General features: G+C 65.7%; 13 protein-coding genes. 2 read left to right on the top strand and 11 right to left on the bottom strand.

Features of this window, described 5'->3' with window-relative positions; genetic code table 11:
- Positions 1-5: 5 nt before the first annotated feature.
- Positions 6-3,410 (bottom strand): hypothetical protein, encoded by a 3,405-nt coding sequence (locus QYS36_RS00820; protein WP_308837692.1) that lies wholly within the window; start codon positions 3,408-3,410, stop codon positions 6-8.
- Between the two features lie 698 nt (positions 3,411-4,108).
- Here QYS36_RS00820 and QYS36_RS00815 point away from each other — a divergent pair.
- Positions 4,109-5,842: a winged helix-turn-helix domain-containing protein gene (locus tag QYS36_RS00815; RefSeq protein WP_308837691.1), complete on the top strand. Its 1,734-nt coding sequence runs from the start codon at positions 4,109-4,111 to the stop codon at positions 5,840-5,842.
- 245 nt (positions 5,843-6,087) lie between these two features.
- Positions 6,088-9,762, top strand: coding sequence for a hypothetical protein (locus QYS36_RS00810; protein WP_308837690.1), 3,675 nt, complete (start codon positions 6,088-6,090; stop codon positions 9,760-9,762).
- 100 nt (positions 9,763-9,862) lie between these two features.
- On the opposite strand, the gene QYS36_RS00805 is transcribed toward QYS36_RS00810, so the two are convergent.
- The 10 genes from QYS36_RS00805 to sctJ all read right to left on the bottom strand — a co-directional run bounded on the left by QYS36_RS00805 (position 9,863) and on the right by sctJ (position 17,611).
- Entirely contained in the window at positions 9,863-10,918 is a 1,056-nt protein-coding gene (locus QYS36_RS00805; protein ID WP_308837689.1) for an EscU/YscU/HrcU family type III secretion system export apparatus switch protein, read from the bottom strand.
- Positions 10,918-11,736, bottom strand: coding sequence for a type III secretion system export apparatus subunit SctT (gene sctT, locus QYS36_RS00800; protein WP_308837688.1), 819 nt, complete (start codon positions 11,734-11,736; stop codon positions 10,918-10,920). The genes QYS36_RS00805 and sctT overlap by 1 nt, the downstream gene beginning before the upstream one ends.
- 3 nt (positions 11,737-11,739) lie before the next feature.
- Positions 11,740-12,009: an EscS/YscS/HrcS family type III secretion system export apparatus protein gene (locus QYS36_RS00795; protein ID WP_042556779.1), complete on the bottom strand. Its 270-nt coding sequence runs from the start codon at positions 12,007-12,009 to the stop codon at positions 11,740-11,742.
- A gap of 3 nt (positions 12,010-12,012) precedes the next feature.
- Positions 12,013-12,672 (bottom strand): type III secretion system export apparatus subunit SctR, encoded by a 660-nt coding sequence (sctR, locus tag QYS36_RS00790; protein WP_092370351.1) that lies wholly within the window; start codon positions 12,670-12,672, stop codon positions 12,013-12,015.
- Positions 12,673-12,832: 160 nt separating this feature from the next.
- Positions 12,833-13,846 (bottom strand): type III secretion system cytoplasmic ring protein SctQ, encoded by a 1,014-nt coding sequence (gene sctQ, locus QYS36_RS00785; RefSeq protein ID WP_308837687.1) that lies wholly within the window; start codon positions 13,844-13,846, stop codon positions 12,833-12,835.
- Positions 13,843-14,313, bottom strand: a complete 471-nt coding sequence (locus tag QYS36_RS00780) for a hypothetical protein (protein ID WP_308837686.1) — start codon at positions 14,311-14,313, stop codon at positions 13,843-13,845. Before QYS36_RS00780 ends, sctQ begins: the two co-directional genes overlap by 4 nt.
- A complete protein-coding gene (locus QYS36_RS00775) occupies positions 14,310-15,632 on the bottom strand; it encodes a FliI/YscN family ATPase (protein ID WP_308837685.1) in 1,323 nt (440 codons plus the stop codon). Before QYS36_RS00775 ends, QYS36_RS00780 begins: the two co-directional genes overlap by 4 nt.
- Positions 15,613-16,212: a type III secretion system stator protein SctL gene (sctL, locus tag QYS36_RS00770; RefSeq protein ID WP_308837684.1), complete on the bottom strand. Its 600-nt coding sequence runs from the start codon at positions 16,210-16,212 to the stop codon at positions 15,613-15,615. The genes QYS36_RS00775 and sctL overlap by 20 nt, the downstream gene beginning before the upstream one ends.
- Complete coding sequence (locus tag QYS36_RS00765; protein WP_308837683.1) at positions 16,209-16,835, bottom strand: type III secretion protein; 627 nt, start codon at positions 16,833-16,835, stop codon at positions 16,209-16,211. The genes sctL and QYS36_RS00765 overlap by 4 nt, the downstream gene beginning before the upstream one ends.
- Entirely contained in the window at positions 16,832-17,611 is a 780-nt protein-coding gene (gene sctJ, locus QYS36_RS00760) for a type III secretion system inner membrane ring lipoprotein SctJ (RefSeq protein ID WP_308837682.1), read from the bottom strand. The genes QYS36_RS00765 and sctJ overlap by 4 nt, the downstream gene beginning before the upstream one ends.

The following is a 17,611-nucleotide window of genomic DNA, read 5'->3' as shown; positions in this document are numbered from 1 at the left end:
GGCGATCAGCTCACCTGCTCCAGCCACTTGTCGATGTCCTTGCGGCTGATCTTGCCATCGGACTTGGTGTTGTTGGGGTGGAAGCGGATGGTGTCGAGGAACTCGAAGAATTCCTTGTTTTCCATCAGGAAGCGCACCGCGTCGATGTCTTCCTTGGAGTTGTCGAAACGGTCATCGCCGTTGAGCAGCTTGTTGAAATCCTTGTCGCTGATGATGTCATCGCTGCCCTGCCACTGCTCCCAGTTGTCGACGATGCGCTCGATCTTGTCCTTGTTGTCGCGATAGAACTCGGCGTCGAACTTGTCGCTGTGGGTGACCAGATCCTGCATGTTGTCGGTGAACCAGTCATCGTCGATGCGCCCATCCTTCTCGACCTTCTCGGTGAATTCCTTGTAGTGCTCGGGTTGCGCCTCCCAGACGGGAATGTCCTCGGGGTACCAGGCATCGAAGCGGTCTTCGTACTTGCCCTCGTAATAGTTGTACTCGTAGCCCATGTGCACCAGGTAGTTGAGCTTGTCGCCCCACTCCTTTTCCAGCACGCCATCCTTGTCCAGCTCGCGGAAGTAGTCGCGTACCTTCTCGACCGTCTCCTCGCTCTTCTTCAGGGCGACCACGCCGCCGATGATGGCGCCGATGAAACCCAGTACCGCACCCACACCACCGGCGGCGGCGGCAACCACCCCGGCAACGGCCGCCGAACCGACGCCAATGGCTGCCGCCAGGCCGGCCCCGCCCATCACCAGCCCGGCGGTGCCGCCGACCAGCTGCAGGCTCTTGGCGGCGAACTGTTCGGGCGTGCCACCTTCCTTGCGCAGCTTGTCGATGCCCATGCCGCCGAGTACCAGGTCGAGCACCCCACCCACCACGTCGGCAGCGCCGCCGATGGTCGACAGCGCACCCCCCACCCAGCGCAGCCGATCGGCCTCGGGCACCTTGCTCAAATCCGGGTTCTTGTCGGTGATGTTGAGAAAGCTGGTGCGCGCCGCGTCACGCTGCTCCGGCGGCAGCTGTTCGATCAGGTCCTCGACTGCCGGCCGCGATTTGCGGGTGGTGTCATCGAACTCCTTCCAGAAATTTTCAGCGGTGAAATCCTTGCCCATGTCGAGCTGGGGCAGCTCTTTGAGGTTGTCGAGTTTCTGCTGCCGTTCCTTGAGTTCGATGGCGTCGGTTTCCGACACGTCCCTGGGTTTGAAGTGCTTGTCCCAGACGGTTTCCTTGAGGCTCTTGCCCAACCCCAGCGTATCGGCAATGCTCGGCTTGCCCGGGCTGCTCGGGGTGCGGAACAGTTCTTCATAGGCCCCGGTGACCATGGTGGCCATCGGCGAGATCATGCTGATGGTGGTCACGAAGTTCTTCGCCGCCTCGATGCGCTCGGCCGGCGTTTCGCCGAAGTTCAGCCCGCCATCGGAGAGCTTGTAGATCCCGGCGACCATCGAGATCAAACCGGCGCCGGAACTCAGTACCCCGGTCTTGCCTAGCTTGCCCAGTACCCCGGCGACACCGTCGCGCTCGGCCAGGGGGACTTTCGCCACCGCCTTTTCGATCTTCTCGGCGGTGATGGCACCGGAATTCCCCGAGGGGTCGTTGATGCTCGCCTTGGCGCTGTCCTTGAGCAGCTGGGTCAGCGGCTCCCGGGAGTTTTCCGCGGCGGTGACCAGCTTCTGCTCCTCGGCATTCAGCTCGGGCTTGGCCTGGCCCTTCTCCTTGCCGCCGCCGAAGAAGTAGTTGTAGATGTCGGTACCGCGCTTGGTACCCAGCACCGAGGTCATCATGGTGGTCAGCAGGGTGGAGACCATGTCGGTGGTGGCCTTGTCGACGTTCTCCTCGCCGACGCCTTCGACACCATCCTTGTACAGCTCGTTGAGCTGGTCGATGGGAATGCCGAACTTGAACTCGGTGTCGATCTGCGCCGCCAGCTCCGAATCGAGCAGGCTGAGTGATTGCATGTCGGCGGCATAGCGGGCCGCCGCGCCTTCGGGGTTGTCCTTCTCCAGCGCCTCGAGCGCCTCTTTGTACTCGGGGTCGCGCAGGGTCTCGGCCAGCTTGTCCTTGAAGCCGTCCTTGTCCTCGACCTTGTCGATCGCTTCCTTGAGAAAACGATCGTTGTCGGCGGCGATGTCCTCATCGGTCATCAATGCCAGCAGCTCCTCGCCGAGCTTGCCCTCGTCCACCAGGCCGCGCATTTCGGCCGGGTTCATCTCCTTGGGATCCTTGCCATAGCTGGTGGTGGTGCTGTTGAAGGCGCCGTTGGTGGTGCTATAGGGCAGGTACTGGAAGCCGCCGCTGAGCATCGCCCGGGCTTCGAGCAGGCGCAGGTACTTGGCTTCCTTGGAGTCGGACGGCTTGTCCTTGTAGGCCTCCTTGAGATTGTCGTAATACAGCTCGCCAACGGTCTTGGCCTTGCCGTCCTTCTTCTCGCTGGTTTCGGCGAGCATCAGGTCGGTTTCCTTGGCCGGCGGCAGGTCGCGATCCTCGAATGCCTTGTCGACGGCGCCTTGCTGCTTCTCGGTCTGCACCCCGCTGAGGGTGGCGAAGTGCTCCGGCGTGACACTCTCGATGACGATGAACTTGCCACGCCGCGGCGTTTCCACGGCAAGCACGCCCGGCGCCAGGGTCTCCACCTTGGTGCCATCGGTGACCACCGGAATGTCGTCCCGGGCGCTCATCACCTTGTAGCCGTCATCCTCGATCTTGCTCTCGATCTTGTCGCGGGTCTCGGCCAGCTCCTTGACCTTCTTGTAGGCTTCCGGCGAGACCTCCTTGGAGACCGCGTACTTGCTGCCATCGGCGGTGGTGAACAGGGCCGTGTCGTTCGCACCATAGGAACCGCTGTTGTCGACGGTCAGCTGGAAGCCGTGGACAGGGTGATACACCGCCGCGCTCATATCCATGTAGCCGTCTTCGATGAAACGCAGATCGCCCAGCTCGGGAATCTGCTCGGCCGAGGTGACCACCTCGAACCCATAGGCTTCGCGTTTGCCAAGCCAGAGCTCATGCTCCTCGGACAGTTCCTTCTCGGTCCAGGCCGGCGGCCCGGCGACGTCACCGGCATCCAGTTTTTCCTTGGCCACCTGGTGCAGCCGCGGGTTCACGCCGGCGTGCACCAGCACCTGATCGCCGTTTTTCATGGTCACCAGCAACAGGTCGTCCCAGAGCATGAGGCGGTGGCCGCTGGACGACAGCCATTCGGTCTCGACGTTGACGATGTCCTCTTCCTTCCACTGGTGATTGCTCTCGGCCAGCGGCGGCTTGCCGTCCAGGTAGGGGCCGCGGTACTCCTTGTAGGCCTCGATGCCTTCCTTGTCGAGCTGCCCGCCCTTGCCCTGCGCTTCGCGCAGCTTGTCGTCGAACTCGGTATCGCCGGTTTCCCCGGTCACACGCTCTGGTCTTGTTGTATCGATGGTGCTCATCGGCTCTGCGCTCCGGCTCGATAAGTGGACAAGGTCGCAAAACGGCGCTGCGCTCCTTGTGCGAAAGAAGATGGCTATGGCACTTGTTGAACGGCGCAGGCAACGCGTGACGCCCCACCAAATTGACGGAAACGAGAACGGTGCACGCAAAAAGGCGCGCCCTGCTGCCCTCTCATTCAAGCAATCGAAACAAAGATGTAACAACCTGATCGCGACGGATTTCGCAGCTTTTCACGGCGACACATGGCCCTTAACAGGACGCAAGGGCGGCGCTGAACAGACTGTCAGGAGCAACGCGACATGCGATCGACCACGCTCGATGCACCCTGCCCGGGTCGGATTCCCGAACAGCTTTTGCAGCGTTATCCGAAGTTCCGAACGCGCCAGACCGGCCGAACCTCCGTGGCCATTCACAATCAATCAGTTAGCGAACGCCGAGACCCGTTCCGGTACGGCACGTTAATTGCGAAATACACCCCGCCTCTGATCGACACCGCTTTGCAGCACTGCGGTGATATACAAAAACAAGTACGTTCTGGAGGGATCTTCTTGCCTATTCAAACTGCCGCACCGGCACGTTCCGCCAGCGACCGCCGCGTCGGGCCGCCACGCGAACCGAACCCGAGCATGACGCGGTGCGCCTGGGCGCAACGGTCACCCGTGCGTACAACAACCATAATCCTCGAGGGACTATAGGCATGTATTCGACCACTCTCGGCACCACCACAACGCCGACCGAGACGCCTTACGACCATGCACCATTCAGCAGCGAAGGCGCTGTGCGGTTCGGCCCTTTCATTCTCTACCCACGCCAACACCTGCTGCTCAAGCACGGTGAGCCGGTCAGCCTGGGCAGCCGGGCGCTGGACCTGTTGATCGCCATGGCGGCGCGGCCCGGAGAGCTGCTGGAGAAATCCGAGCTGATCGCCTGCGCCTGGCCGAAGGTCATCGTCGAAGAGTGCAACCTGCGTGCACAGATCGTCGCCCTGCGCCGGGTGCTCAGCGAAGACGAAACCGGCTTCGAATACATCGTTACCGTGCCGGGCCGGGGTTATCGCTTCGTGGCACATACCGAACCCTACGCCACTGGCAGCGAGCCCAGCATGGCAGAGCGCCTGCCCTCGCTGCCCAGCCTGATCACCCGGCCGCTGGGCCGAGATACGGTGCTGCAACGCCTGGCCGAACAGCTGCAACAGACGCGCCTGGTGTCGCTGGTAGGCCCCGGCGGCATCGGCAAGAGCACCGTCGCGCTGGCACTCGGCAACCAGCTCGCCGGCGAGATGGCCTATGCCACCTGTTTCGTCGACCTCAGCGAAATCGACGAGGACAGCCGCATCCCCCACGCCCTGGCCGAGGCACTGGGCCTGCAGGCCAGCAGCGATCCCCTGCGTGAGGTGGTGCAGCACCTGCAGCAACGGCGTCAGTTATTGATTCTGGACAACTGTGAGCAGGCGCTGGACGGCACGGCGCTGGTGGTGGAAACCCTGCTCAAGTGGACCCCCGATTGCGCCATCCTGGCCACCAGCCGCGAGCCGCTGCGCACGGCCGGCGAGCAGATCGAGCGCCTGCTGCCGCTGCAGCTGCCCGCTGCCTGCGAGCACCCGAACGCCGAGCAGGCACTGGGCTATCCGGCCATCGAGCTGTTCGTGGAGCGGGTGCAGGCCAGCGACACCGCCTTTACCCTCAACGACGGCAACGTGGCGGACGTGATCAACATCTGCCGCAAGCTCGACGGTATTCCCCTGGATATCGAAATCGCCGCCACCCGGGTCAGCGCCTTTGGCCTGGGCCCATTGGCCGAACTGCTGGACGGCGAGTTCCGCCTGCAGATGGAGGGCCGCCGTACCGCCCCGCCTCGTCACCGCTCGCTGCGCGCCACCCTGGACTGGTCCTACCAGACCCTGGCGCCCGCCGAACAGGCGATGCTGCGCCTGGTGGCGATCTTCAACGGCACCTTCACCCTGAACGCCGTGCGCGCCCTGGTCGAAGGCGACGCGATGCTGCCGGGTGACCCGCTGCCGCTGATCGAAAGCCTGGTGGACAAGTCGCTGTTGATCGCCCACCGCGACGACACCCTCAAGTACTACCAGATGCCCAAGAGCGAGCGCCTCTACGCGCTGGAGAAGCTTGACCAGACCGGCAGTACCCAGCGCCTGGTCGCCCGCCATGCGGCCTATGCACTGGGGGTGGTGAAGAAGGCGGCCAGCCAGCTGGATGCCGTGGTGCCGGAAGCCTGGAAGAACCTCTACGGCGCGGAGAGCGACACCATCCGCTCGGCGCTCACCTGGGCCTGCTCCACCGACGGCAACCAGTCCCTGGGCCTGGAACTGACCTTGGCGGCACTCGGCCTCGGCCCCTACCGTGATCGCTCATCGAGCCCGCGGGTGGAACCGCCGGCCGCGCAGCAGCCGTTGCGCCAGCAGGTTCGCTGAGCACAGAAGATCAGGGCATCGTGGCCGGAAGGCGGCCGCCACGACAGATCCTGACCGCCTGGAACCTGAGGGCCTGCCAGTAACGCACAGGCCAGCCGTGGTCACTTGCACAGCGCCTCACGGGTGCGAATTGTGGTGAATATCCGCTGCACAGAAGCGGAACGCTGCATCCTTTGTCATAACCTCTGCAAAACCCACCCTTCTGTGCGTTTTGCATGACGCGTTCACGGCAAGCGGAGCAAACCATGACCACCATTCACCAGGGCGACCGCCTCGCTACGCAGCCGGGCAGCGGCGCCTCCTTCGACCAGGTTCTGAAGCACTCGCGCCTGTTGTCCAGCAAACCTGCCGATGGCTACCGCCAGGCCAAGCCGGAGCAGGCGCCGCCGCGCCTCGAGGAGTACGAGCGCATCGAGGCACCCGGGCAGGTGGCGGCCGATACCGTGCGCTATGTCACCCGCGACGGCGAGCAGGTGATCGTCTATCGCTCCAGTACACCGGCGCTCTACCAGCGGGTGGTAGAGGATCACTACACCCTCACCGCCCAGGCCGAAGGCTATACCCTGGCGGTCGACAACAACGATACCCTCGCCTATTACGAGCACATCACCAGTATCGACACCCGCAATGCCGAGAGCGGCGTCATCACCTACCAGTTCGGCGCCAACCAGTGGGTCATTACCCAGAGCCATACCCCCGACACCTTCAAACGCCTGCTGCACATGGAGCAGGTGCTTGCCTACAAGAACGACGGTTACGCCCTGCTCGGCGCCCAGCAGACCCTGCCCATGAGCAGCACGGCCTACCGGAGCATCGAAACCCTGGGCGACGGCCTGACCCGGGTCGAGACCAGCGACGGTCAGCGCTACATCGTCTCTGCCCAGTTGAATCCCCAGGCCCATCAGCAACTGCAGTACCTGAGCGAGGTACGTGGCCAGATCGACGCCGCTGGCCAGCAGGGCTACGGGGTCGTGGAATCGCTGCCAGCCGACTATGACATCGACAAGCTGCAGGTCGAGCGCATCGACAAGCAAACCGGACTTATCCAGTTCCGCTACGACGGGCAGGCCTACCTGCTCGCGCCCGGTGACGCCAGCGAGGCCGAGATGCAGCTGCCCGCCGGCGTGCGTATCGGCCTGGCGGGTGCCAACGAGCGGTCGCCGAGCCTGGAGTTGCGCGGCTCGCGGCTCTACGATCTGCTCGCGGCATTGAAGCAGACCGAAGGCAGCGTCGCCCATGACGCCCTGGTCAATGCCATCAAGAATGGTGACAGCCTGGCCAGCGACGCCAACGAGCCCGTTGCGCTGGCCGAGATCGACAACGTGCATGCCTTCAGTGAGGGCGGCGTGCAGGTCATCACCCTCAAGGACGGCAGCAAGGTGGTCGCCATCCAAGCCCTGGCGCCGGACTCGTTCAAGGCCTATGCCCAGGCGGCCGAGGTGCTTGCCGGCATCGCCCGGGCCGAGGGCGATGGCTACCGCCTGGCAGACGCTGATCACTACCTGCCCTCCACCGAAGACATCGCCAGTATGGGTGGCGTTGGCGAGTACGGCCCCGGCCTGATCGCCTTCACCTATCGCAAACCCGGCGGCGAGGAAGAAAAGCTGATCGTCAGTGAAGCGACCAACCCGGAGTTGTTCGCCCAGGTGGCGGGGCACCGTGACGAGGTCACCCTGCAGATCAATGACCTCGATGCGCTGCGCAGGGAACACGGCCTGCCGCCGCTCGCGGAGGTCAGCATCAACGAGCTGCCGACCAGCGAAAGCAACGAGGACGGGCAAACCCTGAACGTGCGGGAGCTGGCCCTGCAACGCATGATCGAGACCTATCGCGAGGGCGTCAAAGACGGCAGCATCGCCGCCGACGACCCGCGCGCCCGCTTCCTGCGTGCCCTGGAAGCCAAGAGCATGGCCGAGAACGGCATGTCGATCATTCCCGAGCACGGCCGCGGCTACAAGGCCGATGCCAGCGACCCCATCGACGTAACCAGCCGGGATGTGCGCGAAGAGATATTCGATGTCCAGGCCATCGACGAAACCCTGGCCGAACTGACCAGCGACGAGACCGTCGCGGCCGACCTCGCGCGTTTCGACAAGGAGGCCAGGGACAAGGTGGTTGGCGGGCCGGAGAAGATCGCCGAGGTCGAGGAAAGGCTGAAAAGCAGCGCCAACTCCGAGGCGTTCCGGACCTACATCAAGGCGCTGGAAGCCGAGGGCAAGGGCGAACTGGCGCAGCTGGAAATCCAGCAGACCTACCTCAACCTGGCGCAGATCGACCCGCAGGCGGCCGAGCAGTTTCTCGGCGACCTGAGCCGCGACAGCATGATCATGGACCTCGATGCGATCATGGCCGACCCCAGCCAGATCAGCGAGGACAACAGCTCGCTGGCGGCGATCGACACCACCAACTACTGGCTGCGGGCGGCCCGGGCCATCCCCGATATCCCCTCGCACCTGATCAGCAGCTGGGAAACCACCCTCCAGAAGTTCGCGCTGAACAAGAACGATGCGGCGGCGTTCAGCAAGATCTACGCAGAGCTGGGTGATACCTACATGCGTAACGGCGTGGTCACCGATACCGACATCCAGCGCGCGTTCAATGCCGAGAACAATGCCTTCCGCTCGCTATCCTCGACCGAGCGGGACAACCTGACCAAGATGTTCACCACCATGAAGGACACCGGCACCCTCGGCTCGGTGTCCGGCATCTTCGGCCTGGCCCGTGGCATTTACCAGCTGCACGGCAATCCGGGTAACCTGGCCAGTACCCCGGAAGGACGACTGGCCATCGCCGCTGACTTCATCACCTTCGCCAGCTTCTCCAACAGTTTCCTCACCCTGGGCTCGAAGACCTACGACACCATCCTCAACACCAAGGTGTACGAGCACCTGGGGCTGAGCAAAAGCATCCCGGAAATGTGGGGCAAGCTGCCGCCTGTGGCGCCACCCGATGTCAATGTGGATGCCAACCTGGCCAAGCACCTGGCCGGCCAGGGCTTTATCAGCGACATACCATCCGTCTACGTTCACGACGAGAGGGGCGGTGTCACCCAGGTGATTGCCGGCCCCGACTATGGGACGGACAACCCCAACAAGGTTCCCAACGTCGCCAACCGCGACCACTACGCCAACTTCGATGCCGAGGCCTTCAAGCGCGGTTACCTGGACGGCGCCGGCAACACCAAGTACCGCATCGCCGATGCCAGCACGGGGCACCGTATCGCCGGTTCGGTATCGCGCTTCATTGGCTCTTCCGCCGACCTGGCTGGCGCGGTGACCGGCATCGTGCTGGGCGCCTTCGGCATCCGCGACGGCCTCAAGAATGGCGACTCACTGCAGACGGCCGCAGGCTTTCTCGGGGTGTTCGGTGGCTTGAGTGGCGTGGCGGCCGGCGTGGCCAGCGTCAACGGTGCCTGGGGCATCATCGGCGGTTCGGCAGGCCGCATCATTGCCGCTGCCGGGCCGGTGGGCTTCCTGATTTCGGCCGGCCTGGGCTTCATCGGCGCGATCCTGGGCACCATCAAGTCCCACAAGCTGCACAAGGTCTCCATGGAGAAGTGGGAGCAGATCCAGCAATTCGAGAAGGACGGGCTGCTGCAGGAACAGGGCGCGAACAACTACGTCTGGCTGCAGACCTACCTGTCCAACTACCGCCAGCGCGACACCCCGGATGATCGCAGCGTCTTCGAGTTCCGCCAGGCCGAATGGCAAGGCGAGGACGAAACCCACCGCGACTACCTGGGGGACGGTGCCAACGAAAGGACCGGCGGCTACTCCTGGGCCTCCGGCCACGAATACACCTTTATCGACGACGAGGGCAACGAGCATATCTACGTCAGTGGCTATGGCTCGTTCACGCCGAAGGACGAGTCCTCGCCGGACCTGCCCGAGGCCACCACCACGACCTGGGAGACGAGCTAGACGCGCCGGTCGATGGTCATGCGCCAGTTACGGGCGTGACCATCTGCACAGTGCTGACCGCCGGCCCCAGCCGATAGCGGGGCTCACCCTGGAACCTGGCTCAGATCAGCCGCGCGGCGACCAGCGCATCGGCCACCGGCTGGAAGGTATTGGCCGGAATCGGCTCGCCCTTCACCGCCCGCTTGGCGATCTCGGCCGCCAGCCTGGCGTCCGGGCTACGCGGCACGCCCAGGCTCGCCGACTGCGCCAGCAGGGCCTTGGCGTCCTCGCCCGTGGCCATGCACACCAGCACCGGTACCGGGGTTTCGCCGCGCACGTAGCGCACGCCGACCAGCCAGCCGTCTTCGCTGCCGATCATCAGGGTGGCATGGGCGATGCCCACCTTGCGGCTGCTCAGCGTCTGCATCTCGCGGCGCTGGCGCTGGCGTTCGCGCTTGATCAGCGGATCGCCGTCCATGTCCTTGCGCTCGCGCTTCTGTTCGCTGCGGGTCATGCGCATCTCGCGCTGGAACAGCCAGCGCTGCAGCAGTACATCGACGCCGCCGATCACCAGGTAGGTGAGCAGTACCGTGGCGAGTAGCGGCTTGAGCAGCACGAAGAACACCGACTCGATGCAGCCGGCGCCGCAACGCGAGGACTCCATCAACGCCTGCAGGGCGATGCGTCCCACCACGTAGAAGGCCACCGACAGCACCACCACCTTGACCAGGCTCTTGAGGAACTCGATGAAGTTGCGCATGGAGAAGATGCGCTTGGCCCCTTCCACCGGGTTGATCCGCGAGAATTCCGGCTTGATCGGTTCGCCGGAAAACAGCACGCCGCGCATGGTCACGATGTTGGTCAGGATCACGCACACCACCGTCACCCCGAGGATCGGCAGGGCGGTGCGCAGCAGCACTTGCTGGGCGCTTTCCAGCAGGCGCGGCCAGACCGTGGCGAAGGGCTCCACGTAGATGGTCGCCGCCAGGTCGAGCAGGCCACGCACCCGCGATTCGGCGACGCCGGCGAGAAAGGCGATGCACACCGAGCAGCCGAGCAGCACCACCGCCGAGACCATGTCCTGGCTTTTCGAGACCTGGCCTTTCTGCCGCGCCTCGCGCAGCTTCTTGTCGGAGGCCGGCTGGGATTTCTCCTCGCTGCCGCTGTTGCCGGCCATCAGGGCTCACCCGCGCCGGACAGCGTCTTGAGCACCTCGACGGTGCCGCGAAACTCCGCCAGTTGCTCGAGCATCAGCGGGATCAGGAAGCCGCAGTAGAGCACCATCAGAAAGGTGAATATCAGGTTCTTTATCGACAGCGAGAGGTCGAAGATATTCATCTGCGGCGCCATGCGCGACAGGTAGGCGAGCATCATGTCCGCCACCAGCAGGGCGATGATCAGCGGCGCCACCATCAGCACGCCGACGCGCATCACCTGGTCGAGAATCGCCAGCACCGCCTCCAGCGCCGCGCTGGCGATCACCGGGGTAAAGGCGGTGACCGGCCATAGCTGGTAGCTGTGGTAGAAGCCGTCGACCATCAGGATGAAGCCGCCGGACATGAAGAACAGGGTGATCAGGGTGACGCTGAGCAGGGTCGCGGTGACCCCCGCCTCGCCCGCGCCGGAGGGATCGACCAGTTGTGCCATGGTCGAGCCACGCTGCAGGTCGACCAGCTCGCCGGCCACTTCGGCAGCCCAGAACGGAATGCCGAACAGCAGGCCCACGGTCACCCCGATGAGGAATTCCTTGACCATCAGCCCGGCGAGAAAAAAGCTGCCGTAGTCCTCCAGGGCGGTCAACGCCGAGAACGCCGGCAGAAACATCGGCGCGGAGATCGCCACGGCCACGCAGCTGCGGATCATCCCGGTCAGCCCCAGGCGATTGAAGGCCGGGGTGATGAACACCAGGCCGAGCGCCCGACAGACCGCCAGGGCCGCCGCCGAGATCACCGGGTACGCGATCTCGGCGATGCCCAGACCGATATCGGCATCCATGCCCTAGCGCGTCCAGGCGGGGAAGTTGTCCAGCACGTGGCTGGCCAGGGCCGCCACCTGGGTGGCCAGCAGCGGGCCGATCAGCACCAGCACCAGCAGCACCGCCACCAGCTTGACCGCCTGCGGCAGGGTCTGGTCCTGGATCTGGGTGAGCGCCTGCAGCAGGCCGACACCGAGACCGATGAGAATGGCCACGCCCAGCGCCGGCGCGCTGAGCAGCAACACGGTCATCAGCGCCTGTTTCATCAACGACAGGAATACGTCCTGGCCCATGCTTCACCCTCCCCCGTAGCTGAGAATCAGGCCGTGCATCAGCCGTGACCAGCCGCTGACGGCGACGAACAGAAAGATCTTCAGGGGGATCGAGATCAGCGTCGGCGACACCATCATCATGCCCATGGCCATCAGCACGTTGGCCACCAGCAGGTCGATCACCAGAAAGGGGATGTACAGCAAAAAGCCAATTTCGAAGGCACGGGTCAGCTCGGAGCTGACGAACGCCGGAATCAGCACCACCAGATCATCGTCGCGCAGATCGGCACGCGCCTCCTCGGACCATACGGTCTCGGTGGCCGACACGAAGAACGCGCGCTCGGACGGGTTGGCGAAGCGCGACAGGTGGGTCTGCAAGGGCGCATGCAGGGCGTCGCCCAACTCGCGCAACTCCTCGGCGTTCTGCAGGCTGATCGAGCGGCCCTCCACCTCGCGGTACATCTCGCCGATCAGCGGCGTGGTCACGTACACCGCGAGGATCAGGGCGATGCCGTAGAGCACCAGGTTCGGCGGCGTCTGTTGCACGCCCAGGGCGTTACGGATCAGGAACAGCACCACGGAGATTTTCAGAAAGCCGGTCAGGGTCACCACCGCCAGGGGAATCAAGCCGATCGTGGTAACGACCAGGATGATTTCCAGCAGGTTGGGTTGGTAATCCGTCATAGCAGGCCACTGAAAAACGTAGCCGAGGCAGCCAGCGCAATACCGGAGGCGGCCCCGCAAAAAGAGGTGAGAAAGCGGTCGGAGTCGCGGGCGACTTTACTGGTGTAAATGAGCATTTCGAGCCTCTTTTTAACGCCGCGATGGCAACGCAGGTAGTTTTTCAGCAGCCTGATGGGCTGGCGAACCGGGTCAGGCGCACCCCTAGCCCATCGCCAATGGCAACCAGCTCGCCGCGCCCTACGCAGCGGCCGTTGACCAGCAGTTCAACCTGCTGCACATCAGCCTCGGGCAATGCCAGCACGCTGCCCTCGCCCAGCTCGCGCAGCTGCCCCAGGGGCAGTTCCAGGCTGCCGATCTGGCAGACCACGGTCAGCGGCACATCGTCCAGTTGCCCATCATCGGCGTCTTGCCCCATGGCGTTCTCCATCGTCGGGTTGATCGGTTGCCAGGCCTCGAGCAGTTGCAAGCCGGCCTGCTGACGTTTGAAACGGGCCTGCCGGTGGCCACCTGCAAGCACCAGCAGGCCATCGGCATTCGGCGGGCAGTCGAGCATCAGTACGTCGCCGGGCTGCAGGCTGCGCAGCTCGCCCAGGCTCAGGGTCTGCCAGCCGCGTTGCAGGGCCAGGCCCAGTTGCAGGATCGGCAGCGGATGGCGCGCCACCGGCAGGCAGCGCTCCAGCAGATCGGCGACGCCTTGCGCGGCGGCATGGCTCAGTTGCAGGCCAAGGGTGCCCAGCGGTGCACCGTCTGCGCTCAGTTGCAGGCTGAGCATCAGGTCACCGGGCTGCGCATCGGCGTCCAGGCTCAACGGTTGGCCGAAGGCGGCTTCGAGCGGTTCGATCCAGGGCAGCAGCGCCTTTTCCAGCAGCACGCTCTGCAGCGCCGGCGGCAGGCCCTGGAAGTCGCGCTGCAGCGCCAGCGATGCCAGCAACCGCTCGCGCAGGGCGGCATCCAGATGCAGCTGCAGCGCGGCGGTGCCCAAACGCCCCGGCACGACGCACGCGGCGTCCTGCAGCGGCGCGCCGCTGACGGCGACTTCGAACCGCACGCCCGCGACCTGGCCCTGCCAGGGCTGCCGGCGGCGCAGCAGCCGATTGAGCAGTGCCTGCCTGGCGACCTCGAGTTGCGGCAGCAGGGGCAACAGCGGCACGGGCAGCGCTTGGCGACAGTTCATCGATGCAGGGCTCCATGGGGGCGGTCTTCGGCCAGGCTTTCCTCGCGGGCCTCGGCGGCGCGCTGCTGGCGACGCGCATGCTGCTGCAGCAAGGGCTCCAGCGCCTCGCACTGCAACTGCCGACGCCGCCAGAACTGCTGGGCCTGGTCACGGCCGGCCTGTACCTCGGCCAGCTGACGGGAGGCCTGGTCGGCCTGCTCCGCCAGCTGGCCCCGTTGCGCCTCGAGCGCATCGAGCAGCTCCAGCGCACTGCGGTACTGCCCCACCGGCAGTGCCCCCGCGGTGAGCAGGGCCTGCAGTTGCCCGGCCTCGCCCTCGAGCAGCGCCAGCGCCTCGCCGACCCGCGCCTGGGCGCACTGCAGTTCGGTGGCAGCCTGCTGGCAGCGTGTTTGCCAATTGGCCAGTTGCGCTTCGGCGCGGCGCACGCGCAGGCGGCGCAGCTCGTCCAGCTGTTCAACGGCGCTCACGCCAGCACCTTGCGCAGCGCGCGCAGGGTGTCGTCGAAGCCACTGGGCTCGGCGGCGTCCTGACGCAGAAACTGTTCGATGGCGGCCTGGCGGGCGATTGCCTCGTCAGCCAATGGATCGCTGCCGGCCACGTAGTCGCCGGTGCGCAGCAGCAGCTCGATGTCGGCGTGCCGCGCCATCAGGGCACGCAGGTGACCGGCCAGTTGCCGCTGCTCCGGCTCGACCACGCGATCCATCAGGCGGCTGCGGCTCTGCAACACGTCGATGGCCGGGAAGTGGTTGCGCTGGGCCAGTTCGGCACTGAGCACCAGGTGCCCGTCGAGGATCGAGCGTACCTCCTCGGCCACCGGGTCAAGGGACGCATCGCCTTCGGTGAGTACCGTGTACAGCGCCGTGATGCTGCCGCTGGCCGCCGGCCCGGAGCGCTCCAGCAGGCGTGGCAGGGCGGAGAACAACGACGGCGGATAACCGCGGCGGGTCGGCGGCTCGCCGATGGCCAGGCCGATCTCGCGCTGGGCCCGGGCGAAGCGGGTCAGGCTGTCGAGCAGCAACAGCACATGGCGACCCTGATCGCGGTGATATTCGGCATGGGCGGTGGCCACCAGTGCCGCCTTGACCCGCTCGGTGGCCGGGCGATCGGAGGTGGCGACCACGGCCACGGTACGCGCCCGCGCCTCGGCCCCCAGGTGGACGTCGAGCAGTTCGCGTACCTCGCGCCCGCGCTCGCCGATCAGGCCGATGACGATCACCTCGGCTTCGCTGCGCCGCACGATGCTCGCCAGCAACGACGACTTGCCCACCCCGGGCTCGCCGAAGATGCCCATGCGCTGGCCACGCGCCACGGTGAGCAGACCATCGATGGCGCGGATGCCGAGCGGCATCGGCTGGGCGACAATCTGCCGGGAAAAGGGTGCCGGCGGCTCGGCCTGCAGTGGATAACGCTGCAACCCGCTGACCGGCGCACCGCCATCAAGCACATCACCCAGGGGGCCGATCACCCGCCCCAGCAGGGCATCGCCGACCAGCACGCTCTGGCTCTCGCCAGTGGCGACGATTTCGGTACGGGTCGACAGCCCCTCCAGGGAACCGACGGGTGAGAGAATCGCCTCGTCGCCATCGAACCCCACCACTTCGGCGGTGAGCACCCGCCCGCTGGCCGGGTCGCTGAGCCGGCACAGCTCGCCAATGCCCACATTCGGCACGCTGGCCTGGATCAGCGTGCCGCGAATACTGCGAATGCGCCCGCGTAACGGCCGCGGCTGGGCATCGGCCAGGCGCGCGCTGAGGGTCGGCAGCAGATCATGCAGAGGGGCGTTCATCGCCGCCCTCCAGACTGCCGGGCAGCAGCGCCTGGCGCAGCCCTTGAAGCTGGGTGTGCAGGTCCAGCTCGACGCTGGCCTGGGGGCTGCTCAACCGCGCATGGCCGGCAGCCAGCGTGTCATCGGCCTCGACGTCCAGGCGTTCGCCAAGGTCGCGCAGGTGCTCGCGCACGGCGTCGAGCTGATCCGGCCGCACCTGCAGGCGCAGCCGCTGGGCCTGGCGAAAGGCGCCGAGTGCCTGGCGCGTGCATTGCGCCAGGCGGCTGGCCTCGTCCAGCTCACCGAGCACCTGCCGGACGATGCCCAGTGCCAGGTCGGTCAGCTGCGCTTCGAGGCCGGCCAGGTAATCATCGACCTGCTGCGCCGTGCGCGCCAGCAACTGCGCCGCCTCGCGTTGCCCTTCGGCGAGCCCGGCCGCCCGGCCCTCGTCGCGCGCCTGGTCGCGCAGCCGCTGCAAGGCCGCCTGGGTTCGCTCGGCCTCCTCGCGGGCCGCCTGCATGAAGGCGTAGCCGTCGAGCCACTGCGCGGCCTCCTCGGCACGCAGGATGCGCTGGCCTGGCTTGCCTGGCAGCGTGCTCATGCCGCGCCTCGCTCGGCAGGCTCATGTACGGCGAGGGCGACCTGGCGCACCAGCTGAACGTCATCGGCACTGCCGCTCGACAGCGGCGCAGCCAGGCCGAAGCGCAGCCGTAGCCAGTCCTGCAGGGCCGTCGGCTGGGCCGCCAGCCAGGCCTCCACGCAGCGCTGGCCATCCGCCTCGATGGCGGCCAGCAAGGCATCGCCGGACATCAGTGCCGGCGTGCCCGCCTGGGTTTCGCGCCAGCCAATGGCCAGTTCGTAGGTGGCGTCACCCAAGCGCTCGCGCAGCTGCTGCACCAGCGGGCCGCGAATTTCCCGGGCCAGGGCAGCGGCATGTCGGCAGGCACCACAGGCTCTGGCCAGCTGGGCAAAGGCTGGCGGCGGCAGGAGCAGCACTGGCAGGTCGTCATCGGCCACCTCGCCGACGCCGCTCAACGGCTGCAATCCGTAGTAGGAAACCAGCAGCTCGCCAAGGCGTGCTTCGAAGCGCCACTGCTCGATCAGTTCGAGCACCCGCTCACGGGGCAGCGCACCGAGCAGCGCGGCCTCCAGGCAATCCCGGGCGACGAATGCCAGCGGCCGGGCCAGCAGCATGCGCCAGGCCTCGCGCAACCCCTGGCTCACTCGGTTTCCCTCAACACGTAGGTGCCCTGCCCCTGGCGCTCGCGCCACAGCAACCAGCCCAGGGCGCCGGCCATGCCGAGCAGCAGCAACAGGGCGCCGAAAAACAGCGTACGGGCCCGCGACACGCTCTCGTCGAGCATCCACACGCCGAGAAACGAGCTCAACGGCGGCCGCGCATCGTCACGCAGGTTGCGCGCTGCGGCCTTGATCGCGGTGACCGACACGCCGTCGTAGTTGAGCCCGGAAATACTGTTGGCCACCAGGGTCTTGATCTGCGGAATCAACTGGTCGATGTCGGTATCGGCTTCGTAACGGATCAGTACCGATGCCGATGATGGCGAGATCACCCGCTTGAGCAGGTCGTTGTCGGGCAGCACCACGTGCACCCGCGCCGACAGCACGCCATCGATCTGCGACACGGTGTGCGACAGTTCTTCGCTGAGCGCGTAGACCATCTGCGCCCGTTCCTGCACCGGCGAAGACACCAGGCCGTTGTTCTTGAACACCTCGCCCATGTTGGAAAACTGCTGCTGCGGCAGGCCGGCTTCGTCGAGCAGGGCCACGGCTTCGGACAGTCGCTCCTGGGGCACGCTGACGGTGATCCGGCCATCCTCCTGCACCTGGCGCTGGGCGGCGATACCCTCACGCAGCAGGGCGGCGACCATGCTGTTGGCCTCGCGCTCGCCGAGGTTGCTGTACAGCACCATGCCGTCACAGGCCTGCAGCAACAGCGTCATCAGCACCAGCGCGAACCACCGCAAAGGATGCCCAGCCAT

It is taken from the genome of Pseudomonas sp. G34 (assembly GCF_031119625.1).
GTDB lineage: Bacteria > Pseudomonadota > Gammaproteobacteria > Pseudomonadales > Pseudomonadaceae > Aquipseudomonas.
Note: the sequence above shows the minus strand (reverse complement) of the source record. Positions and strands in the feature narration are given on the sequence as shown.